This window comes from Brachybacterium sp. YJGR34 (genome assembly GCF_003347015.1).
Lineage (GTDB): Bacteria > Actinomycetota > Actinomycetes > Actinomycetales > Dermabacteraceae > Brachybacterium.
Genome location: NZ_PNFB01000004.1, coordinates 199,382 through 220,293, shown reverse-complemented (window position 1 = coordinate 220,293; position 20,912 = coordinate 199,382). Strand labels below are relative to the sequence as shown.

The window sequence follows — 20,912 nt, the reverse complement described above, 5'->3', positions numbered from 1 at the left end:
ATGAAGCGTGGCCGGGTACGTTGCCTACATGGCCGACAATGACGTAGATGAAACCAGCGTGCCTCGTGCCTCGCAGGCGCTCAACGACGGACTCGAGGTTGGTCCGCACCCAGTAGGCAGCACGGTGGTGCTCCGGAGCATTGAGCCAGTGGAGGGACGCGGCGAAGCGGTGGGTTTCGCCGTCTCCGGGGTTGTCCTCCGAGACGACGACGACGCCATTGTGGTCGCGTCGATTTCGGGGTCGGGGAAGGCTGCCCGAACAGGAGCACGAGGAGGGCCCCGAGGTCGCAACATTATTCACTCTCAATGGAAGGGTGCGTATGAACTGGGCATCTGGGACGGCGAGAGCGTCGCGAGGGTGCATCGCCGAGGGCAGTGCTGGTCTATCTGGCGCTTCCACGATGGCCACCAGTGGAATCAGACCTGGTATGGCAACCTCGAGGCCCCGTGGAAGCGAACAGCAATGGGCTATGACACCCAGGATTGGACACTCGATGTCGTAGCAGAGGGGTCGCCTGGCACTTCTGACTGGACTGTGCGCCTCAAGGACGACGACGAACTGGAGTGGTTCATCAGTCAGGGGGTCTACTCGACCGAGCAGGCTGAGGGCATCCGTCAGGTCGGACAGACTCTCGTCGATTCGCTCGAGCACGACAGCGAGGTGACGCGCGAGGACTGGAGTCGATGGGTTCCTCCGCGCGAGCTCGGACCCACACCGCTACCGGCTTGCTGGCAAACACCGGCGTAGTCGGGCGCAGAGAACCCGTCTTGGCGCAGGCCGGGTCCGGCACCTGAGTACGGTGGATGGATGGGATCCAGCCGCTCGATCACCTCACGTGCCGCCGACATCTTCGGCGTCATGTCGACCACCGCGGGCGGTATCGGGATCGCTCTCATGCTGTGGGGACAACTGGTGGTTGCCGAGAGACACGCACTCCGCGTCCGCAACGGACACCCGGTGATGTTCGACGGAATCGCGCTCCTCGCTCCGGCTCCCGGACTCATCTGTGCACTTCTGGCGCTCGGGCTCGGCACGATCGGACTCCTGACTCGGCAAACCAGAAGGGTGTGGGCCGTTGCAGGTGTCATTACCGGCGCCATCGCCGTCGCGTGCACGGTGTCCGGGCTCCCCATCAGTCTCGTACCGGATCCCTCGACCCCTCAGAACCTCTGAGCATCATCGGCAGCACATGGCGCGCCGTCTGAAGCATCCGTTGATGGGTCGCGATTCGAGGCACGATTCGGCATGCTGGCCCGAGACATCGCCGCTTTCCCTCGAGAGGTCACTGCTGTGGACGATCTGCGTTGCCGTGGAGGTGCGCTCGTCTGCATCGCCGCTCCGCCCGGCACGGGAAAGTCGACAGTCCTCCCCCACCTGATCGCTCGCGCCCGGGGCCACGCCGTGGTGGCTGACATCGACGAAGTGCTCGAAAGCGGCTCCCTGCTGGGCGTCCGGATCGCCGATCCGTCCGCGGCGCCGATCTGGCCCGCCTACGACCGGCTCTGGGATCGCATCGCTGGGTTCGTCACCCGGGCTGGATTCGACATGGTTCTGCTGACGCAGGTGCCGGACAGCCTCCCAGCACCGGAGAAGGGGACGCTCATCGGCTGGGAGGTCGACGACGCGACACGGGCTGATCGGCTCCGGCATCGCCAAGAACCCGAGGCCACTGTTGCCAGTGCACGCTCGGACGCCATCGCCCTTCGTGACCTGCTGTCACCGTCGAGAGTCCTCCGCACGGGATCAGACGATGCGCCGGAGTGCTGTGCCGATGCGCTCTGGGAGGCCGCACGGACGCACCTTCGGCGACAGTGAGTCGTCGCCCCGTGACGACACGGCATCGGCGGCGTAGCGTCAGACCATGAGCACCTCCGCACCGTCCCCCGCCCCCACCACGGAGACCACCGCCGACATCGTCGTGCTCGGCGCCGGGCCCGTCGGCGAGAACGTCGCCCAGTACGCGATCGAGGGCACCGATCTCACCGCCGTGCTCGTCGAGGGCGAGCTGCTGGGCGGCGAGTGCTCCTACTGGGCGTGCATCCCCTCCAAGGCGCTGCTGAGGCCGCTCGCCGTCGCCGCCGACGCGGCGCACCTGCCGGGCATCACCGCCCCGGAGATCGACCGCGAGGCGCTGCTGGCCAGGCGCGACGAATGGGTCTCCCACTACGACGACTCCTCGCAGGTCACCTGGGCCGAGGGCGCCGGCATGCAGGTGGTGCGCGGCCACGGCCGGCTGGTCGGCGAGCGCGAGGTGCTCGTCGAGACGCCGGACGGCGGCGCAACCCGGGTCCACGCCCGGCGGGCCGTGGTGCTGGCGACCGGCTCCGTCCCGACCATCCCCGAGGCGCTCGCACCCCTGCAGGGCTGGACCTCCCGCGACGCGACCGGGGTGCAGGAGGTCCCGGGCGAGCTGGCGATCGTGGGTGGCGGCGTGGTGGCGGTCGAGGCCGCGACCTGGATGGCCGCCCTCGGCAGCCGGGTCACGCTGCTGGTGCGGGGCGAGGCCCTGCTGCGCGACGCGGAACCCTTCGCGGGCGAGCATCTCCGCGACGCCCTCGAGGCGCTCGGCGTGCAGGTGCGCCTGGGCACCTCGGTGGTCTCCGGGACCCGCGAGGAGGTGCGGGATACCGGCGTGGGTCGGGTCCATGGCGGCCGGGTGCACCTGCAGCTGCAGGGCCCCGACGGTCCCGGCGAGCTCGCGGCCGACGAGGTGCTGCTCGCCACCGGCCGCCGGCCCCGTCTCGCGGACGTCGGCCTCGAGGCGGTCGGGCTGACCGCCGAGGACGTCACCGGTGCCGCCGACGGGGCGGGGCTCCCGGACTGGCTGCGCGTCGTGGGCGATGCGAGCGGGGAGGCGCCGCTGACCCACTGGGGCAAGTACCGCGCACGCGTCATCGGCCAGTCCCTCCGCGCCGAGGCGACGGGCGAGGCGCTCGAGCCGGTGCCCGAGGTGGTGCCCGTGCCGCAGGTGGTGTTCACCGACCCGCAGGTGGCCTCCGTCGGCCTCACCGCCGCGGCCGCGCAGCAGGCCGGGCACGAGGTCGCCGTCGCCACCGTCCCCTACGGCGGCACCGCGGGCACCGCCCTGCTGCGCGACGACGTGGCGGGGACCGCCCGGATCGTGGTCGACCGGGCCGCGGGCGTTCTGCTCGGGGCGACCTTCGCGGGTCCCGAGGCCGCGGAGCTGCTGCACGGGGCGACCATCGCGATCACCGGCCAAGTGCCCGTCCACGTGCTGCGGCACGCGGTGCCGAGCTTCCCCGCCTCCTCCGAGCTGTGGCTGCGCCTGCTCGAGGAGCTGCCGCAGGAGCTGCGGGCGCGCTGACCGTGCACTCCTCCATGGGGAGGAGATGACAGATCGCACTGGTTCTCCCCCGGGGCGATCGGCTGGAATGGAGTCGATCGGAGAGACGACGGCACGGGCGGGAGGACCATGTTCGAGACCCACCGGCGGCGACGCCGGGAGCGCCGGGTGCGCCCGGGTGACGACAGCGCGCTGAGGGACTACCGCTTCTGGCAGCTCTTCCATCGCTCGCTGTTCGTCCTCGACCTCCCGGAGGCCGACGGCGCGATGCACCGCATGACGGTCGACGTGCACCACCTCGCCGACGATCTCTCGCTGGACGACAGCACCTCGGACTCCGACGAGATGCCCCCGGTGGCGCTGTACCGCGACGGGGTCCAGGTGGCCCGCGCGAACCCTCCGGCCGCCTTCCCCGTCGCCGGCGGCCACCTGGAGGTGGCGAGGAACCTGTACGGGATGACCCGCATGCACTACGTCCCCGTCGAGGGCCCCGCCCGCGCGCTCACCCCGCATCCGCGCACGCTCGAGGGGTGGCGGGCGCGGTTCGGCCGGCGCTTCCCCGCCGCGAGCCGGGCGATCGGCGCGATCGCGGTGGTGGTGCTGCTGGTGGGGCTGGTGGTGGCGGTGCCGCAGCTGGTCGAGCTGGTCACGCATCTCGAGCTGGTCGCCGACCATGTCGATCCCTTCACCTCCCCGCTCAGCCTGCCGGCCTGGGCGAACGGGGCGCTGCTGGTGGCGGGCGCTCTCGCGGCCACCGAGCGGGCGCTCACTCTGCGCAACCACTGGCTCATCGACGCCGACACCACCTGGACCGGTCTGGCCTGAGCGGCGCGGCGGCGAGGCGGGGTCCTGTGGGGCGTGGCGTCGGGCCGATGTCGATCACTGTCGTCATACGGCCGAGCAGCGCGTATATCGCGCAGGGTGGCCGCATTCCGACACTGATCGTCACCGGTTCGGGGAGCGGTGCGGCCGTCGGCGGAAAACCGGTGGGCCGCGGAGCGCCGTGCCGCCTACGGTGACGGCATGACCCCGCTGCACCCCGCGCCCGAGCCGCTCTACGCCGATCCCCGCCTCGCCGCCTGCTACGACACTCTCGACGGCGAGCGCGACGACCTCGATCACTACGAGGAGATCCTGGACGAGCTGGGGGCCCGCTCCGTGATCGACGTGGGCTGCGGGACCGGCTCGCTCTCCCTGCGGCTCGCCGCACGGGGCGTCGCGGTGACGGGCATCGACCCCGCATCCGCCTCCCTCGAGGTGGCCCGCGCGAAGCCGGGTGCCGAGCGCGTGACCTGGCTCCACGGCACTGCCGAGGACCTGTCGGCGCCCGGGGCGGGCGGTGGGCCCGGGGCCGATGCCGCGGTGATGACCGGGAACGTCGCCCAGGTGTTCCTCACCGACGCGGCCTGGGCCTCGACGCTGCGGGCGATCCGCGCGGCGCTGCGCGAGGGCGGGCACCTGGTGTTCGAGGCCCGTCGCCCTGCCGCGCGGGCCTGGGAGGAGTGGTCCGCGGCGATCGAGGACGAGATCTACGAGGTGCCGGGCACAGGACGGGTGCGGAAACACCCGCTGGGCGTCGAGGTGGACTGGCCGATCGTGACGCTCACCGAGGAGTTCCATCTCGACGGCGGCGCGGTCGTCGACTCGAGAGTGACCCTCCGCTTCCGCGAGGAGCAGGAGCTGCGGGATGCCCTGAGTTCGGCGGGCTTCGAGACCCGGGAGATCCGGCAGGCGCCGGACCGCCCGGGCCGCGAGTTCGTGGTCATCGCCCGGGCGGTCTGAGGGCGATCAGGCCTCCGGCTCGGCGCCGGTGTAGGCGTTGTAGGTGGCGTCCGCCTTGCGCTGGGCGACCTCGGGGTCCTCGCCCGCGGCGACCTGGGCCACGGCCCAGCCGTCGGCCGCACCGCGGTAGAAGGAGCGGCCCTCCTCGGTGCCGGCCCAGGCCTCGGCCTCGCCCGGGGACAGGGAGCCCTCGGTGGCGCCGAGGTGCAGGCCCAGGCCCAGCAGGCCGCCGTCCCAGCCCACGCCGGTGGCGCCGGGGCCGAAGGAGTCCCACATGCCCTCGGGGATGTCCGAGGCGCGGGAGATGTGCTCGAGCTCGAAGCGGGTCTGCTCGCCCTCGGCAGCGAGGCGGATCGTCACCCAGGTGACGTTGCCATCGAACTCCCAGGTCACGCGGTATTCGGCGGCGCCGTCGGCCGGCGGGGAGCACTCCAGGACGGTGCCGCCGGCATTGCCCTGGAGCTGGTAGCTGCCGCCCTCCTCGAGCTCGCCGGTGATCGGCAGGAACCAGCGGGCGATGCGCTCGGCGGTGGTGACGGCCTCCCAGACGTCCTCGAGCGGGGCGGGGTAGGTCTGCTCGAGGGTCTGGATGTGCGAGGGCTCGCCCTCGTGGTCCTCGGTGCGGATCGAACGGGTGACGGACTGCAGCTGACGGGGGACGTCGACCATGTCAGGCCTCCTTGCTCGGTGGTGGTGATGCGGTGGTGGGGTCGGGGTCCTGTGCACGCTCGGCCGCGAGCCGCCGCTCCCGGCGACCGCGGGCCAGCTCGGTGCCCAGGGCGTCCAGCGGCGGCAGCCAGAAGCGCTCGAAGGCGCTCAGCCACTGCTCCGCCTCCTGCGGACCGCGGGCGTCGAGGGAGTAGAGCCGGCGCCGGCCCTCCGGCCGGACCTGCGTGAAGCCGTGATCGCGCAGGACGCGCAGGTGCTGGGAGACGGCCGGCTGACTGATGCCGAACTCCTCCTGCACCGACTCCCCGAGCTCGCCGGCGCTGAGCTCCCCGGCGTCGGCGAGGAGCTCGAGGATCCTCCGCCGCACCGGGTCCCCCAGGACGTCGAGCGCGTGCATGGCGCCATGCTCCCCGCCTCCCACATATAAGTCAAGACTTACGCGTTGGGGGCACCTTCGCGGGACCGGCGGCGCCACAGCACCACGCCCCGGTACGCCACGCCGACCGCCAGCAGCGCCACCCCGGCCGCGATCGTGCGCCCGGGCAGCGAGGCCACCAGCAGCACGCAGCTCACCACGCCGATCACCTGCATCGCCTTGGGGTACAGCCGCCACGGCGCGCGCTGGGTGAAGGCGGAGAGGTTCGCGATCGCGTAGTAGAGCAGCACGCCGAAGGAGGAGGCCGCGATCGCGGTGAGCACGTCCGGGGCCAGCAGGACGATGAGCACGATGGCGATCCCGGCGGCGAGCTCCGCGCGCTGCGGCACCGAGCGGGCGGGATCCACGTGGGCGAGGACCGGGGGCAGATCGCGCTCGCGGGCCATGGCGAGAGTGGTGCGGGAGATGCCGGCGATGAGGGCGAGCAGCGCACCGGCGGCCGCGGCGACCGCCCCGACGGTGATGATCACGCGCCACGGCGCCCCCGCGCCCACGATCTCCAGCGCGGTGAGGAAGGGCGCCGGACCCCAGCCCCCGACACTCAGGGCGGGCAGGAGCTGGACCAGCACCACGGACAGCGCCAGGTAGAGCACCGTCACGATGCCGAGGGCCAGCAGGATCGCTCGCGGGATGGTGCGCCGCGGTTCGACGACCTCCTCCCCCAGGGTCGCCACGCGGGCGTAGCCGGCGAAGGCGAAGAACATCAGCGCCGCGGCCTGCGCGACGGCGAGCGCCACGCCCAGGGGGCCGCCGGCCCATGCGTCGAGCGCTCCCGCCAGCCCTCGGTCCCAGAGGAGAACCGGTGTGCTGTACGCCGGGCCACCCAACGTCGCGTCCGCAGGCCCCGCCTCGGCCTCGACCCCCGGAAGGCCCACCAGCAGCCGGACCCCGGTCAGCACCAGCGCGCCGAGCGCGATGGTCACCAGCACCCGGGCGAGCGCGGCGGTGCGTGTGATGCCCACCAGGTTCACGCCCGTGAGCACCACCACCGCGAGCGCGGCGACGGGTCGCTGCAGACCCTCGGGCACCAGGTAGGCGGCGATGACCAGGGCCATGGCCGCGCAGGAGGCGGTCTTGCCGATCACGAAGCACCACCCGGCGAGGAATCCCCACCAGGGGCCCAGCTGCTCGCGGCCGAAGTGGTAGGTGCCGCCGGAGCTGGGGTGCTGGGCGGCCAGCTGCGCGCTCGAGGTCGCATTGCACAGGGCCACCCCGGCGGCGATCAGCACCGCGAGCGGTGCGAGCCATCGGGCGAGCTCCACGGCGGCGCCGAGCGAGACGAAGGCGCCCGCGCCGATCATCGAGGCCAGGCCGATCACCACGGCGTCGCGCAGGCCGAGCCGGCGCGCGAGCGCGCCGCCGGCAGGGGCGGGGGAAGCGGTCATGGAGGTCCGTTCGTCGAGGTCCGTGCAGGGAGCGAGCACCGCCCGGTCGTCATTGTCCCTGCTCGCCCTCGCGCCGGGGCGGGCCGACGCGCCCGGCCGACGCCCCACCCGCACCGCCGGCGGGCAGGTCGTGCGCCGCCGACGGCCGGGCGGGGGCGTCGGCGGCGCGGGGGTCAGCGGCGGCGCAGGTGCCGGCGCAGCGCCAGGGCCGCGGCGCCGGCGAGGGCCAGCGCACCGGCCGCCGCGGCGAGGGGCCAGACCGTCGCGCCGGTGCGGGCGAGGCTCTCGGAGCCCGCGGCGGTGTCGTCACCGGCGGGGTCCTCGGCCTCGGGCGCGGGTGCCGGCAGGGCGGCGTCGTCGTCGGCCGGGGGCGGGGTGGTGCCCGAGTCGCCATCGGCCGCCGGCGGGGTGGCGCCCTCGTCGTCGTCCTGGGCCGGCGGGGGCGAGGTGCCCTCGTCGTCGCCCTCGGCGGGTGGGGGTGTGGTCCCCTCGTCCTCGGCCGGCGGGGGCGTGGTCCCCTCGTCATCACCCTCGGCGGGCGGGGGCGTGGTCTCCTCGTCGCCCTCGGCCGGGGGTTCCGTGCCCTGGTCGTCCCCGCAGTCCTCCGGGGCGCCGCCGGCGGTCCAGGTGAAGGACGGGATGTCGAGGACGATGTCGGTGCCGGTGTCCGGGACCGCGGTGATGCTCACCGGGACCTCGGTGCCCTCGGGCACGCACAGCCAGTCCTCGAGCGTGACGTCGGCCGCGAGCTCCCCGGAGTCCTCGACCACGTCGTAGGGAGCCTCGAAGGTGCCGTGCTCACCGGCGTCCAGGACCACGCTCGTGATCTCCGGGGCGCCGAGGCTCGGGGACTCCAGCCCGCCGAGGCGCAGCACCGGATCGGTGTCCACGCCGGCCTCGGCGTCGTACTCGCCGGCCTCGAGGACCTGCAGCTCGAGCTGGCGCTGGGAGAAGTCGGGGGCCAGGTCCTCGTGCGCGCCGAGGTACTCGACGAAGGCGTCGCGATCCAGCACGCCGGTGTCCTGCACGTTCGTGGCCTCGGACAGAGCCCACATGTTGTCGCCGCCCTCGAAGAGGAAGCTGGCGGTGACGATCGTGTAGGTGGCCTCCGGGTCGATCCTCTCGCCGTTGATGCGGATCTCGAGGATGCGGTCGTCCACCTCGCGGCTGGGTTCGTAGACGTACTCGACGTTCTCGGAGACGCTGAAGGCGAGGAACTCGCTGGTGGGCGCCCCGCTCCCGTCGCGCTGCCACTGCTCCTCGAGCATCTGCTCGAACTGGGCGCCGGTGACCTCGCCGGTGTTCAGGGTGTTGCCGAAGGGCACCATCGAGTTGGCCTCGGCGTAGGTGACCACGCCGTCGCCCTCGCCGCCGGCGGCCTCCTCCCACAGCTCGGCGCGGATGCCGCCGGGGTTCATGAAGCCGATGACCTCGGAGTCGCCCGCCGTCCCGCGCTCGTCGAGATACCAGGCCATCGAATCGGCGAGCATCGAGCCGGCGGCGGAGTGCCGGGAGCGGTCATCGCCCTTGGTGGAGGCCTGGTCGCTGACCGGGGAGCGCGGGACGCGCGCGCCGTCCTCGTACTCGGCGACGGAGGAGTCCCAGGAGGTGGTGATGTCCCCGGCGACGGAGCCGACGGGCACGGAGCCGGCGACCTCGGCATCGGCGAGCGCCTGCTCGGCCACCCCCGCGGCAGCCTCATAGGTCTCGTCCCCGGCACAGGCACCGAGATCCGCGGACTCCGTGGGGTGCAGCGCGGTGCCGCCCTCGACCACGTCCCAGTCGCCGTCCTCGCCCAGGGCCAGCGTCATGGCACCCAGGGCCTCGCCGCTCGCACCGGTCTGCACGATCGGGCGCACCTCACCGTCCTGGCCGGGCACCGGGGCGTGGTAGGCGTAGCTCTGGTGGGAGTCACCGCCCAGGATCGCGTCGACCTCGGGCGAGGTCCCCTCGACGATCGAGTCGAAGATCGGATCGGAGTTCGTCGGGGCGGCGCCGGCCTCCCCGCTGCCGCTGGCCCCCTCGTGGTACGAGGCGACCAGGACGTCGTACTCCTCGCCGGAGGCCTCGAGCTCCGCGACCGCGTCGTTGACTCCCTCCACCGGGTCGCCGAAGGTCAGGCCCTCGATCGCGGCCGGGGAGACCTTGCCGACGGTCTTGGTGGTCACCGCTCCCACCACGGCCACTCGGACCCCGTCGGCCTCGACGATCGCGTAGGGATCGTGGACGCGGGTGCCGTCGGCCGCATAGACGTTCGCGGCCAGGTCCGGGAAGTCGGTGCCCGGCGCGATGCGCTCGGTGAGGTCGCTGAGCCCCTGGTCGTACTCGTGGTTGCCGATCGCGCCCGCGTCCACGCCCAGCGCGTTGAGGAAGTCGATGGTCGGCTCGTCGTTCGCGACGGCGGAGGCGAAGGCGCTGCCGCCGACGTTGTCCCCGGCGGAGATCAGCACCGAGCTCGGGTGCTGGGCCCGCAGCCCCGTCACGGTGCAGGCGAAGGCGTCACCGGCGTCGAGCGCGCCGTGGAAGTCGTTGAAGGCCAGCAGCGTGACCTCGTCGCCGGGATCGGCGGCGTGCGCGGCACCGAGCGGGACGGCGACCCCGGCGAGGGCGAGCGCCGCGGCACCGAGGCCGGCGGAGGCCCGGTGCGCGAGGCGTCGGGAGGAGGAGGCGGGCATGGAGGAGCTCCTGGGGCGAGGGGCCTGCGGGGGTGGGATGCCTCCATCTCAGCCCATCGGGGAGGGTGCGCGCCCGCGACTTCCCCGTCCCGGCCGCCTCCCGTCACCAGCTGTTCACCCGGGACTGTGACCAGCCCCTCGGTGATGACACTTTCTCGGCGACCGCTTTGCCCGCCCTTGACCCGCCCCTGTCGCTCGCACCGACGACGACGAGACCCCGGTCACCGGCGAACGCTTACCCGCGTCGCCCCGGGGCATCGCGGCTCCCTCGGCGCCAGTCACGAGGTGGGCCCGGGGCGGCGGCGCGGTTCCCGCTCGACCCCGGAATGGGTAGCATCGGCAGGGACTTCGGACGGGCCCGGCGTCCCGCCGCCGAGCGGGTCGCGGCCCCGATGACCTCGGCCCCTCCCGGGATCCCCGGGCACCGCCCGCAGCCCGCTCCGCCCGCCGCCCCTCCCCACCCGGATGGGTGCACGACCTGGTCCACCCCGCGCCGCGACCCGGCCGCCACCCCGTCGACCCAGGAGTCCTCGTCATGGCCATGCCGTTCCTCAGCCGCCGCCCCACCGTCCCCGCGAAGGACGGCGCGAGCTGGCCGCACGTGATCATCCTCGGCGGCGGATTCGCCGGGGCGCACGCCGTGACGGCCCTGCGGGACGCGCGCGTGCGCGTGACCCTCATCGACCGCAACGTCTACAAGACCTTCCAGCCGCTGCTGTACCAGGTCGCCACCGCCGGCCTGAACCCGGGGGACGTCACGATGTTCCTGCGCGGGCTCTCGCTGAAGGTCCCCAACATGCGCTACCGCCAGGGCGAGATCGAGGGCGTGGACCCCGAGCGCAAGGTGGTCCGCATGGACGAGGGGCAGAAGGGCATCCAGGAGCTGTCCTACGACTACCTGATCGTCGCCAACGGCGCGACCACCACCTACTTCGGCACTCCCGGCGCGGAGGAGCACGCGATGCCGATGTACACCCGCTCCCAGGCCCTCGCGATCCGCGACCGGATCTTCTCGGAGCTGGAGCGCTCCAGCCGCGAGCAGCTGCATTCGCACGACCGGCTGAACGTCTGCATCGTCGGCGGCGGGCCGACGGGGGTGGAGATCGCCGGTGCCCTGGCGGACTTCCGGATGCAGGAGCTGGACATCCTCTACCCCGAGATGGACCCCGGCACCCTGCAGGTCACCGTGCTGCAGCGCGGCGGTGAGCTGATCAAGGAGTTCAGCCCCAAGCACCGCGAGTACGCGGCCGCGGAGCTCGAGGAGCGCGGGGTGACGCTGTGCCTGGGCCGCGGCGTGAAGGAAGTGGGCTACGACCACGTCATCCTCGACGACGACTCCGTGCTCGAGTCCGACATCACGATCTGGGCCGCGGGCGTCGCGATCCCGGAGAAGGTCTCCCGCTGGGGCTTCCCGCAGGACCGCCGCGGCCGCCTCTCCGTGGACGAGTACCTGCAGGTCAAGGGATTCCCCGGGGTGTACGCCGCCGGAGACGTCGCAGGCCAGGACGAGCCGCTCCCGCAGCTCGCCCAGCCGGCGATCCAGACCGGCCAGGCCGCGGCCCAGGCGATCGCCGCGGAGGTCGCCGGCACGCCGCGCAAGCCCTTCAAGTACACCGACCTGGGCACCATGGCGACCATCGGCCGGCACGCCGCGATCGCGCAGATCCCCGGCATCGGAGGCCTCGAGGGCTCGATCGGCTGGGCCGCCTGGCTGGGCGTGCACATCACCAAGATGATGGGCCACCGCAACCAGCGCGCGGTGGCGATGAACCTGATCTCCCTCTACGGCGGCACCCGCGCCACCCACCAGCCGAACCCCGTGGTCGGCGAGGTCGACTCGCTGCGCGCCGCGCGGGTGTTCGAGGAGCAGGCCGCCCGCCGACGCTTCGGCAAGGGCGCCGGCGCCGGGGACCGCTCCTCCGTCCGTGCCGCCGCGCGGGCCGAGGGCGCCGCCTCCGTCGCGGAGCCCACGAAGGACTGAGCGCGCGCCGGTCGCCAGGCCCGCGCCACCACGGACGCGCACGGGGCCCCGACGGCGTCATGGCAGCGGTCCCCGGCGGCACCCGTGACGATCAGTGGCGGAATACGGACAGGCAGGCCCCTATACGCGCTGCCTGTCCGTATACCGACACTGATCGCAAGGAGCCCCGGCGTCCCGGCCTCGACGTGGACCGGGCGGACCTCACCGCGCGGCGCGGAGCAGGTGGATGATCAGGTCGCTGTCGCGCCGCAGGGGGTGCTGCGTGGTGGCGGTCGGGGCGGCCCCTGACGGTGTAGCCCCCTCCCCCGGCACGGGCCCGGTCTCCGCTCCGTCCTCAGCGCCCGGCGCCTCCTCCGTGGCCACGCCGCCCCCGTCCACCACCGGTGCGGCGTAGCGGGCGGCGGAGACCGCCGCGGCGATGCGACCGGCCGCGGCGTGATGCTCCGCGGTCACCTCGCGGTCGCCGGCGGCGATCTGGTCGAGCAGGTCCTCGAGCGCGCGCTCCGGGGGCAGCGCCCCGTCCAGACCGATCGCCCGCGGCGGGCGACCCCAGGCACCGGTGACACCCAGCCAGCGGATCGCGGTTCGGCGGATGGCGAGCTCGCCCTCGATCTCCGACCAGGCCAGCTCCCCCGCACCGCGCCGCTGCCGCTCGCGGGCCGCGGCATCCGTGCCCGGTGCCGCGCCGCCGCCGGCCTGGGCGGCCCAGCGCTCCTCGCGGGCGCGCAGGCGTCGGCGCCGGATCAGCAGCACGGCGGCGGCTCCGCCGCCGGCGACGAGCGCGCCCAGGGAGAGCGCGCTGAGCAGCCCGCCCTCCACTCGCTGCGCGGTCTCCTGGGTGAGCACCGGGGTCCCGCCAGCGTCGGAGGCCGCGGCCTCCTCGGAGCTGGTGGGCTCCTCGGTGGGCCCCTCCTCCTCGGCGGGGGTCTCCTCTTCGGGCGGCGCGGACTCCTCGGTCTCCGGCGCGGGCTCCTCCTGGCCGGGGGCCGGCTCGCTGCGGTCCGGGGCGCTGACCCCGTTGGCCGCGGCGGCCGGCGTCGGCTCGAAGCGCACCCAGCCGTGCTCGGGGCCGAACCACACCTCGGGCCAGGCGTGGGCGTTGGTCGAGCTCACGGACCAGTCGCCGCCGTCCTGCTCCCCGGCGGTGAAGCCGATGGCGACCCGGGTGGGGTACCCCTGGGAGGTCATCATCAGCGCGAAGGCGGAGGCGAACTGCTCGCAGTAGCCGATCCGGTCCTCGAGGAAGGACTCCAGGGGGTCCTCGCCCGGCGGGGAGTTGACGGTCAGCGAGTACGCGAAGGAGCTGCGGAAGTAGTCCTGGTAGGCGATGGCGGTGTCGTAGGCGGTCTCGGCGCCGGCGTCCGCGGCGAGCTCCTCGGCGAGGTCCGCGGCGGGCTGCGGCACCTCCGCGCGCGAGGTGTAGCCGTCGTCGAAGGGGGTCGTGAAGGCGGCGGGGTCCACGGCGCGCAGCTGCTCGGCGGTGGCGGGGTTCTCCTCGGTGCGCACGGTGTAGCTCTGGCCGATGAGCCCGGCGGGGACACCGGTGAGGGCCACCTCCCCATCGGTGGGCTGCACAGACATCGCCCGGGTCAGGGCCGGGTCGGGAGCGCTGACGGAGCGGATGTTCTCGGGCACGGGGAGACGGTTGCCGGCGAGGTCGGTGATCTCGACGGTGGTCTCGGCGAGGTCCTCGGCGGAGCCGGCCACGCTCTGCCCGTCCGTGCGGGCGTCGGAGAAGGAGGTCGTCCCCAGCAGCGGCTGCTCGGACTCGGCACCGCCGCTGTAGGTCTCGCCGTCGAAGGTGTTCAGGGTGCGCAGCCGCAGGTAGGAGGGGTCCTGGTCGGTCGTGGAGTAGCGCAGCACCTCGACCTCCTCCTGCTGGAGCAGGGAGCGGCGCACGGAGACCGAGTCGTCGATCATCACCGGTCCCAGCGACGATCCGCCGGGGTTCTGCCACGAGTTCAGCACATCGATGTTCAGCGCGATGCGGGTCGGGGCGAGCTGCGGGAGGGTGCTCGCGAGCCCCGGGGTGAGCCCCGCGACCAGCCCCACGCAGAGCACGGCCGCGCCCAGGGTGCGACCGGGGGCGGTCAGCGGTCCCGCCTGCGGCCGGCGATCCCCCTGGATGTAGCGCGGATCGGAGTGCACGGTGCGAGCGGCGAAGATCATCGCCCCGGCGAGCATGGGCGCTGAGACGTTCCACCAGGGCCCGCCGGCGGGCTGCTGCAGGGCCGGCAGCAGGATCGAGCTGATCAGCAGCAGCGCGGTGGGCGTGTGCCAGCCCAGGTCCAGGAACATGACATCCAGCAGGAGCACCATCAACCCGATGACCAGCACCACCACGGCAGTCGCGCTGGGGCCGAGGGTCATCGGCGCCAGGCCCCCGGCGAGCTCCTCGAGCCCCACCCGGACGATCTGTTCCTGGGCGGCGAGGGCGGCGAACGGCCCGTCCTCCAGCTGGATCAGATCCTCGGCGAGCTCGAGGACGAGCACGAGCACCAGCAGCACGCCCATCTGCAGCACGGGGACCAGCACCTGCTGGCGGACCAGGCGGCGCAGCGCGAGCCCGCCCAGGATCACGGCGGTGGCGGCGGTGAGCGTCAGCAGCAGCCAGGAGGAGCCGGTCAGCAGCTGCGAGGCGGGGGCGCTGGAGAGCACGACGGCGACCAGGAGCAGCAGGGCTCGGCCGGTGAGGTGGCGACCCTCCAGCGGCGGGCGGCCCATGAGCGGGCTCATGCGGGCTCCTCCTCCCGGGCAGCGGTGAGCAGGTCGGTGAGGGCGTCGGCCGTGGTCCCGCGCACGAGCGTCCAGGCGCCGAGCTCGCTGCGGGTGGGGGTGTGCTGCTCGCGCGCGGCGGCGAGCTGCTCGGCGCGGCCGCCGTCGGGGGCGTCGGCCGGTTCCAGCCGACGGGCGCGACGGGGCGCGCTCTGCTCGCTCTCGGCGAGCACGGACCGCACGGCGATGGCGGTGCGGCGCGTGGCGCGGCCCGCGAAGCGGTCCAGCTCGAGCCCGGAGAACGGCTCGCCTGTATCCGGGCCCAGGGCGATCGCCAGCGCGGTGTGCCCGGCGGCGTGGTCGTGGCCGATCCCGCCGGAGGCGTCGTCGTCGAAGGCGACGTCGGCGAGCGCGAGCAGGGAGGCGCGGCGCTCGACGGCATCGGCCTCGCTGCCCAGCGGCGAGGGGCCGGGGATGCCGCGGCGGCGGGAGCTGCGGGTGATCTCGTCCCCGGAGGCGTCGAGGATCCGCACGTCCCAGCCGTTGAGCCCGAGGGACTCGAGCAGCGTCGCGGCGTGGGAGACGAGGCGGTCCTCGACCTCGGCGGAGGGGTGCGCGCGCTGGCTGGTGTCCAGGACGATCACGGCGCTGAACCCCGCGGCGGGCTCGTCCTCGCGGGTCATGAGCTGACCGGTGCGGGCGCTGGCCCGCCAGTGGATGCGGCGGATGTCGTCCCCGCTGGCGTAGGGACGGGCGATGGGGCCGATCTCCCCGACGCCCGGGGCGGCCGCCGTGCCGAGCGCGTCCTCGCGGGCGATGCCGGTGGCGCGCTCGGCCGCCGGGGACATCTCGGCGATCACGGGCAGGCCCGTGATCTGCAGGGAGTCGTTCAGGGTGCGGCGGAGGTGGAAGAGCCCGAACACGTCGCGGACGATGAGGCTGTAGGCCCCCAGCGGGTGCGCGCCGCGACGGGCGACCCGCAGCACGTGCGGCATCGCCCGGTCCATCGGCAGGTCCCCCTGCCCGCCCAGCGCCTCGGGGAGGTGCTCGCGCACCACGCCGCGGCCCAGCGGCACCACGGTGATCCACGGCGTGCCCAGCAGCTCGAGCTGCACCCGGGCCACGGCGCCGACGGGCACCGCGTCGTCCACCAGCGAGCGGCGCGGTCGCAGCCCGATGCTGCACACGGCGATCGAGATCGCGCCGATGACCAGCATGAGCAGCAGCCCGGCGGCGACCTGGCGGGCGGGCACCACCCGTGTGAGGTCCCCCAGCACCCACAGCAGCAGGCAGGCCACGAGCACGACGATCCCGCGCCCCGTGGGACGCAGCCGGGCGCCGGGGGCCGGGTTCACGTCTGCGAGGTGCCGGCGAGCACCTGGTCGAGGAGGTCCCCGGCCCCGACCCCGCGCGAGAGGGCCTGCGGGGTGAGGTGCATGCGGTGGCGCCACACCGGCATGATGACGTCGGCGATGTCCTGCGGGGTGACGAAGGTGCGGGCGTCCAGCGCGGCGCCGGCCTTGGCCGCGCGCACCAGGTGGACGGCCGCGCGCGGGGAGGCGCCCAGGGTGACGTGCGGATGGCTGCGGGTGGCCTCGGCCAGGCGCACCACGTAGTCGAGGATCACCGGGGAGGCGTGGACGGTGCGGACCGCGCGGACATGCTCGGCGATCCGCTCGGGGGTGGTGCGCCGCGCGACGGCGTCGAGCACGTCGCGATCCCCGGCGCGGACCGGCCCGGACTGGGCGGCGAGCATCCGCGCCTCGGCGGAGGCGATCGGATAGCCCATCGTGGTCTGGGCGAGGAAGCGGTCCCGCTGGGCCTCGGGCAGCCGGTAGGTGCCCTCCATCTCCACGGGGTTGGCGGTGGCGACCACCATGAAGGGCTCGGCGAGGGCGTAGGTCTCGCCGTCGACGCTGACCTGCCGCTCCTCCATCGCCTCGAGCAGCGCGGACTGCGTCTTCGGGGAGGCCCGGTTGATCTCGTCGGCCAGCAGGATCTGGGTGAACACCGCGCCGCGCCGGAACTCGAACTGACCGCTGGCCTGGTTGAACACGCTCGCGCCGGTGACATCGCCGGGCAGCAGGTCGGGGGTGAACTGGATGCGGTGGCGCTCGGCGCCGAGGGAGGCCGCGAGCGACTTGGCGAGCATCGTCTTGCCGACCCCGGGGATGTCCTCGATGAGCAGGTGACCGCCGGCGAGCAGGACCAGCACGGCGATGCGCGCCACCTCGTCCTTGCCCTCGACGACGGTCGCGATCTCCTCGACCACGGCCTGGGCCTCGTCGGCGACATCGCGCGCCTCCGCCTCGGTGAGGACGGCGGCGGGGCCGTGAGGGTCGAACCGCGCCCCGCGGTCGCCCTCGGAGGGCGGGAGGTCGTCGGGCGGTTGGGCCGGTGCGGTGTTCTGCGTCATGATGTCGCGCTCCTCCGGTTCCACCACCGTGACGGGTGTTCACAAAGAGTTTGCCCTGCGATGAACTGATCGAGGACCGAACTGAGGTGATGCCTCGTACAGTATGACGGGTTCCTGCTGTCCTCAGAGGAGTTCTCGTGCTCGTCCTCCGCCGTCCGGCTCCCGCCCGCCTGGGTGCCGGCCTCGCGCTCGCGGCCGCCTGCGTGCTGGTCCCGGCCACGGCGCCGAGCGAGATCGCTGCCGCGGAGGCGGCGCCGATGGCGGGCGGCGAGATCTGCCAGACCCCCACCGCGACGGTCGCCGATGACACCGTGAATCTCGAGACCGGCCAGGCCGCGGAGTTCTCGATCCAGTGCTTCCCGAAGAACGCCTCGGGCACGATCACCGTGATCGGCCCGAACGGCGAGCACGAATCGCTCTCGATCACGACGGATCTCGACGGCAATGCCGCGGCGAGCTACGCTCCGAGCAGCCCGGGCGACTACACCTTCGTGGCCACCGTCGACGAGGTCCAGGACGACGGGCAGTTCTCGGCGATGGGCCGCGGCGAGGAGCCGACGGACCCGCCGACCGAGGAGCCCACGGAGGAGCCGACCGCGGAACCGACGGACGAGCCGACGGAAGGACCCACCGAGGAACCGACGCAGGAGCCCACGGACGAGCCGACGGCGGAACCCACCGAGGAGCCGACCGCGGAACCCACGGACGAGCCCACCGGCGAGCCGACGGTGGAGCCGACGGAGGACCCCACCGGCGAACCGACGGTGGAGCCGACCGAGGAACCCACCGCGGACCCGACGACCGATCCCACGACCACCCCCACCCCGGAGCCCACGAGCGACCCCACCGACACGCCGAGCGAGCAGCCGTCGGCCCCCGCCGAGGACCCGTCCACGACCCCCACGGTCGAGCCCGGCGACGAGGACACCACCGGCTCCCCGACCGCTCCGGCCGAGGGGACCGACTCCCCGCCGGCCGGCCCGGACGAGAACGAGGGCGGCGGCGAGGGCGAGGACCCTGTCTTCACGACCCCGGAGCAGACCACCCCTCCCCCGTCGGAGGACGAGCCCTCGGCGGACGAGGACGACCCCTCGACCCCGGACAGCGGATCGGCGACCCCGGAGCAGAGCTCGGAGGAGACGCGCGGCACGGAGCTCGCCCGCATGCTGGCCGCCCTGCTCGAGGACGGCGAGCTCGGGGCCGTCGACGAGGAGCCCTCCGCGGAGCAGGACGCCTCCGACGGCGGCGGCGAGCTCGCCGCGACCGGCACCTCCGTCGGCCCCGCCCTGGCCGTCGCGGGGATCCTGCTGGCCGGCGGCGCGGGCGCCCTCTGGTACCAGCGGCGCCGCGGCCGCTGAGACCGTCGCCGCCCCCTCCCCGATCCGCTGGCCGTGGTGGGCCACGTCGCGTGCCTGGGTCACCGAACGTCCGCGACCTCCAGTCCGGCGCCCGGTGTCATCACCCATCGGTGGTTCAGGGCTGAGTACAGCCAGTATGTGCACAGGAAGGCCTCACTGAGGGCCTTCCTGTGCACATACTGGCTGTGATCCCGCCCCGCACCGCGGGAACCTCGAGCGCGCACCCCGCCTCCGGAGCGCCGACCCCCGGATCAGGCCTCAGACCGCGGTCCGGCGGCGCCGGGCGCCCTGCGCGACGAGGACCGCGATGATCAGCGCCCCGATCACGAGCGCCGCGCCGCCCACCGCCACGGCGGCGCTCACGCCGATCAGCGCGCCCAGCCAGGCGAGGGTGATGCCGTTGCCGGTGCGCAGGCCGCTCCCGATCATGGAGTAGGCACCGATCACGCGCCCGCGCTGGTCCTCCGGGGCGCGCAGCTGCACGATCGCCTGGCCGATCGAGACCGCGGCGAGGTTGGCGATGCCGCCGATCACCAGCGCGGTCAGCGCCACCGGGTAGGACGCGGTGACGGCGACGATCACCGTGGTCAGCCCGAAGACGACGGCCGCGACGATCGCGCTGCGCACGGTGACCCGCAGGAAGCCGGTGGCCTCCAGCAGGAAGCCGCCCACCACGCCTCCGATGCCGTTGGCGAACAGCAGGGCGCCGTAGCCCAGTCCCCCGTCGTCCCCGGCGCCCAGGGTCTCGGCGAAGTTGGGCATCGCGACGGTCAGCGAGGAGCCGACGCACACGGCGATCAGGCCGGCCAGCGCGATCATGCCCAGCAGGACCCTGTCGTCGGCCACCGTGCGCAGCACCCGCGGGGTGTCCAGGATCGAGACCCGCTCGCGCCGTACGAAGCCGCTGCGGACGTGCCCGGTGTACGGGGTGCGCAGCATCAGCAGGGTCATGGGCAGGTAGAAGACGATGTTGGCGAAGATCCCCCAGGTGGGCCCCAGCAGCAGCATCAGCACCGAGCCGACCACCGGCCCGGCGAGCACCCCGAGGCTCTTGAAGGTGGCGTTCAGCCGCACCGCGCTGGGCAGCTCGTGGGGTTCGGCGAAGTCGTGGAGCATCAGCTGCTCGGCCGGCCCCCACAGCGCGCCCGCGCAGCCGTGCAGCACCAGCAGCACGCAGGCGCTCCACATCTCCAGGGTGCCGGTGAGGAACAGCAGGCCCCAGCCCAGGGACACCGCGGCGAACAGACCCTGCGCGATCTGGATGATGCGCCGGCAGTCGTACTTCTCCGCCAGGGATCCGAAGAGCACGGAGAACAGCAGGAACGGCAGCCAATGGCTGATGACCTGGAATCCCACCAGCCACGGTGATTCGAAGACCTGCCAGAGCACCCAGTAGGTGATGACGTGCTCGATGTTGTCGCCCATCATCGCCATCCCGGCCGTGATCAGGTACGGGCGCGAGTGGGAGTCCCGCAGCGGACCGAATCGGCGCGCAGTGGCAGGGGGAGCGAGGTTCATCGCAGGTCAGCGTACTCCGGCACGGGTCGGTCAGGATGCGAGAAGCCGGCGCGACGCGGCGGCGGTACCGTGGATCGCAGCGGCCGACCCGGCCCGTCACGATCCGGAGGACCACATCATGGCGACCACGAAGACCACGATCACCGGCACCGCCGCCGTCCGCACGATGGGCGAGCGCCTGATCCTCCCGCTGCCCGAGGAGGCCAGCGCGCAGCTGCCCTCGCGCGGGCAGGTCGCGGTGGACGCGGTGCTCGGCGGCACGGAGACCACCCTGGTCATCGAGCCCGACGGCCGCAAGGGCCATTGGATCTCGCTGACGGACGCGCTCGTGCGCGCGCTGGGAGCTGCCGACGGCATGAGCATCGAGTTCTCCCTGACGCCGTCGGCGGTCTGGCCCGAGCCGGAGATCCCCGAGGACCTCGGCGCCGCCCTCGCCGAGGCCGAGGACCTCGCCGGGACCTGGAGCAGCATCACGCCGATGGCCCGCTGGGAGTGGGTGCGGTGGGTCGGTGCGACGAAGAATCCCGCCACCCGCGCCAAGCGCGTGGACGTCTCGATCGACAAGCTCCGCGGTGGCAAGCGCCGGCCCTGCTGCTTCGACCTCGCCTCGTGCACCGATCCGGAGCTCGCCAGGAGCGGGAAGCTGATCGGTCTGGAGTGAGCGCGGCGGAG

The 20,912-nt window shown here is 73.5% G+C and carries 17 protein-coding genes; 9 read left to right on the top strand and 8 right to left on the bottom strand.

Annotated features, from left to right (window positions below; translation table 11 throughout):
* Positions 1-28 precede the first annotated feature (28 nt).
* The 6 genes from CXH06_RS06015 (at position 29) to CXH06_RS05990 (ending at position 5,087) form a co-directional block, all read left to right on the top strand.
* A complete protein-coding gene (locus tag CXH06_RS06015; RefSeq protein WP_157975631.1) occupies positions 29-748 on the top strand; it encodes a DUF402 domain-containing protein in 720 nt (239 codons plus the stop codon).
* Positions 749-808: 60 nt separating this feature from the next.
* On the top strand, positions 809-1,174 hold the full coding sequence (locus CXH06_RS06010; RefSeq protein ID WP_114854249.1) for a hypothetical protein: 366 nt from the start codon (positions 809-811) through the stop codon (positions 1,172-1,174).
* A 117-nt stretch (positions 1,175-1,291) separates the two neighbouring features.
* Positions 1,292-1,816 carry a hypothetical protein gene (locus CXH06_RS06005; RefSeq protein WP_157975630.1) on the top strand — a complete coding sequence of 175 codons (525 nt, stop codon included), beginning with the start codon at positions 1,292-1,294 and terminating at the stop codon, positions 1,814-1,816.
* Positions 1,817-1,862: 46 nt separating this feature from the next.
* Positions 1,863-3,326, top strand: a complete 1,464-nt coding sequence (locus CXH06_RS06000) for an NAD(P)/FAD-dependent oxidoreductase (RefSeq protein ID WP_114854247.1) — start codon at positions 1,863-1,865, stop codon at positions 3,324-3,326.
* A 108-nt stretch (positions 3,327-3,434) separates the two neighbouring features.
* Positions 3,435-4,130 carry a hypothetical protein gene (locus CXH06_RS05995; RefSeq protein WP_114854246.1) on the top strand — a complete coding sequence of 232 codons (696 nt, stop codon included), beginning with the start codon at positions 3,435-3,437 and terminating at the stop codon, positions 4,128-4,130.
* Between the two features lie 198 nt (positions 4,131-4,328).
* The gene (locus CXH06_RS05990; RefSeq protein ID WP_114854245.1) at positions 4,329-5,087 is read left to right on the top strand and encodes a bifunctional 2-polyprenyl-6-hydroxyphenol methylase/3-demethylubiquinol 3-O-methyltransferase UbiG; all 759 of its coding nucleotides are present in this window, start codon (positions 4,329-4,331) and stop codon (positions 5,085-5,087) included.
* A 6-nt stretch (positions 5,088-5,093) separates the two neighbouring features.
* Here CXH06_RS05990 and CXH06_RS05985 read toward each other — a convergent pair whose 3' ends face one another.
* The 4 genes from CXH06_RS05985 to CXH06_RS05970 all read right to left on the bottom strand — a co-directional run bounded on the left by CXH06_RS05985 (position 5,094) and on the right by CXH06_RS05970 (position 10,252).
* Complete coding sequence (locus tag CXH06_RS05985) at positions 5,094-5,756, bottom strand: SRPBCC domain-containing protein (protein ID WP_114854244.1); 663 nt, start codon at positions 5,754-5,756, stop codon at positions 5,094-5,096.
* Position 5,757: 1 nt separating this feature from the next.
* The gene (locus CXH06_RS05980; protein WP_114854243.1) at positions 5,758-6,153 is read right to left on the bottom strand and encodes a helix-turn-helix transcriptional regulator; all 396 of its coding nucleotides are present in this window, start codon (positions 6,151-6,153) and stop codon (positions 5,758-5,760) included.
* A gap of 38 nt (positions 6,154-6,191) precedes the next feature.
* Positions 6,192-7,577: an APC family permease gene (locus CXH06_RS05975; protein WP_114854294.1), complete on the bottom strand. Its 1,386-nt coding sequence runs from the start codon at positions 7,575-7,577 to the stop codon at positions 6,192-6,194.
* 173 nt (positions 7,578-7,750) lie between these two features.
* Complete coding sequence (locus CXH06_RS05970) at positions 7,751-10,252, bottom strand: 5'-nucleotidase C-terminal domain-containing protein (RefSeq protein WP_114854242.1); 2,502 nt, start codon at positions 10,250-10,252, stop codon at positions 7,751-7,753.
* Positions 10,253-10,787: 535 nt separating this feature from the next.
* Here CXH06_RS05970 and CXH06_RS05965 point away from each other — a divergent pair.
* Positions 10,788-12,233: an NAD(P)/FAD-dependent oxidoreductase gene (locus CXH06_RS05965; RefSeq protein ID WP_114854241.1), complete on the top strand. Its 1,446-nt coding sequence runs from the start codon at positions 10,788-10,790 to the stop codon at positions 12,231-12,233.
* 201 nt (positions 12,234-12,434) lie between these two features.
* Here CXH06_RS05965 and CXH06_RS05960 read toward each other — a convergent pair whose 3' ends face one another.
* The 3 genes from CXH06_RS05960 to CXH06_RS05950 are packed head-to-tail and all read right to left on the bottom strand — an operon-like array spanning position 12,435 to position 17,364.
* Positions 12,435-14,969 (bottom strand): DUF3488 and transglutaminase-like domain-containing protein, encoded by a 2,535-nt coding sequence (locus tag CXH06_RS05960; protein WP_114854240.1) that lies wholly within the window; start codon positions 14,967-14,969, stop codon positions 12,435-12,437.
* Positions 14,966-16,303 (bottom strand): DUF58 domain-containing protein, encoded by a 1,338-nt coding sequence (locus CXH06_RS05955; protein WP_114854239.1) that lies wholly within the window; start codon positions 16,301-16,303, stop codon positions 14,966-14,968. Before CXH06_RS05955 ends, CXH06_RS05960 begins: the two co-directional genes overlap by 4 nt.
* A complete protein-coding gene (locus CXH06_RS05950; RefSeq protein WP_114854238.1) occupies positions 16,300-17,364 on the bottom strand; it encodes a MoxR family ATPase in 1,065 nt (354 codons plus the stop codon). The genes CXH06_RS05955 and CXH06_RS05950 overlap by 4 nt, the downstream gene beginning before the upstream one ends.
* Positions 17,365-17,501: 137 nt before the next feature.
* On the opposite strand from CXH06_RS05950, the gene CXH06_RS05945 reads away from it, so the two are divergent.
* Positions 17,502-18,722, top strand: coding sequence for a PT domain-containing protein (locus tag CXH06_RS05945; RefSeq protein ID WP_114854237.1), 1,221 nt, complete (start codon positions 17,502-17,504; stop codon positions 18,720-18,722).
* A 258-nt stretch (positions 18,723-18,980) separates the two neighbouring features.
* Here CXH06_RS05945 and CXH06_RS05940 read toward each other — a convergent pair whose 3' ends face one another.
* Positions 18,981-20,240 (bottom strand): MFS transporter, encoded by a 1,260-nt coding sequence (locus tag CXH06_RS05940; protein ID WP_114854236.1) that lies wholly within the window; start codon positions 20,238-20,240, stop codon positions 18,981-18,983.
* Positions 20,241-20,358: 118 nt separating this feature from the next.
* On the opposite strand from CXH06_RS05940, the gene CXH06_RS05935 reads away from it, so the two are divergent.
* On the top strand, positions 20,359-20,901 hold the full coding sequence (locus CXH06_RS05935) for a YdeI/OmpD-associated family protein (RefSeq protein ID WP_114854235.1): 543 nt from the start codon (positions 20,359-20,361) through the stop codon (positions 20,899-20,901).
* The last annotated feature ends 11 nt before the right edge of the window (positions 20,902-20,912 follow it).

Excerpts from the sequence above, each read along its gene's own strand:
- CXH06_RS05960 (WP_114854240.1), bottom strand. The coding sequence starts at position 14,969 with ATGAGCCCGCTCATGGGCCGCCCGCCGCTGGAGGGTCGCCACCTCACC.
- CXH06_RS05940 (WP_114854236.1), bottom strand. The coding sequence starts at position 20,240 with ATGAACCTCGCTCCCCCTGCCACTGCGCGCCGATTCGGTCCGCTGCGG.
- CXH06_RS05965 (WP_114854241.1), top strand. The coding sequence starts at position 10,788 with ATGGCCATGCCGTTCCTCAGCCGCCGCCCCACCGTCCCCGCGAAGGAC.
- CXH06_RS05985 (WP_114854244.1), bottom strand. The coding sequence starts at position 5,756 with ATGGTCGACGTCCCCCGTCAGCTGCAGTCCGTCACCCGTTCGATCCGC.
- CXH06_RS05995 (WP_114854246.1), top strand. The coding sequence starts at position 3,435 with ATGTTCGAGACCCACCGGCGGCGACGCCGGGAGCGCCGGGTGCGCCCG.
- CXH06_RS05935 (WP_114854235.1), top strand. The coding sequence starts at position 20,359 with ATGGCGACCACGAAGACCACGATCACCGGCACCGCCGCCGTCCGCACG.
- CXH06_RS05975 (WP_114854294.1), bottom strand. The coding sequence starts at position 7,577 with ATGACCGCTTCCCCCGCCCCTGCCGGCGGCGCGCTCGCGCGCCGGCTC.
- CXH06_RS05990 (WP_114854245.1), top strand. The coding sequence starts at position 4,329 with ATGACCCCGCTGCACCCCGCGCCCGAGCCGCTCTACGCCGATCCCCGC.
- CXH06_RS06010 (WP_114854249.1), top strand. The coding sequence starts at position 809 with ATGGGATCCAGCCGCTCGATCACCTCACGTGCCGCCGACATCTTCGGC.
- CXH06_RS06015 (WP_157975631.1), top strand. The coding sequence starts at position 29 with ATGGCCGACAATGACGTAGATGAAACCAGCGTGCCTCGTGCCTCGCAG.
- CXH06_RS06000 (WP_114854247.1), top strand. The coding sequence starts at position 1,863 with ATGAGCACCTCCGCACCGTCCCCCGCCCCCACCACGGAGACCACCGCC.
- CXH06_RS05970 (WP_114854242.1), bottom strand. The coding sequence starts at position 10,252 with ATGCCCGCCTCCTCCTCCCGACGCCTCGCGCACCGGGCCTCCGCCGGC.
- CXH06_RS05980 (WP_114854243.1), bottom strand. The coding sequence starts at position 6,153 with ATGCACGCGCTCGACGTCCTGGGGGACCCGGTGCGGCGGAGGATCCTC.
- CXH06_RS05950 (WP_114854238.1), bottom strand. The coding sequence starts at position 17,364 with ATGACGCAGAACACCGCACCGGCCCAACCGCCCGACGACCTCCCGCCC.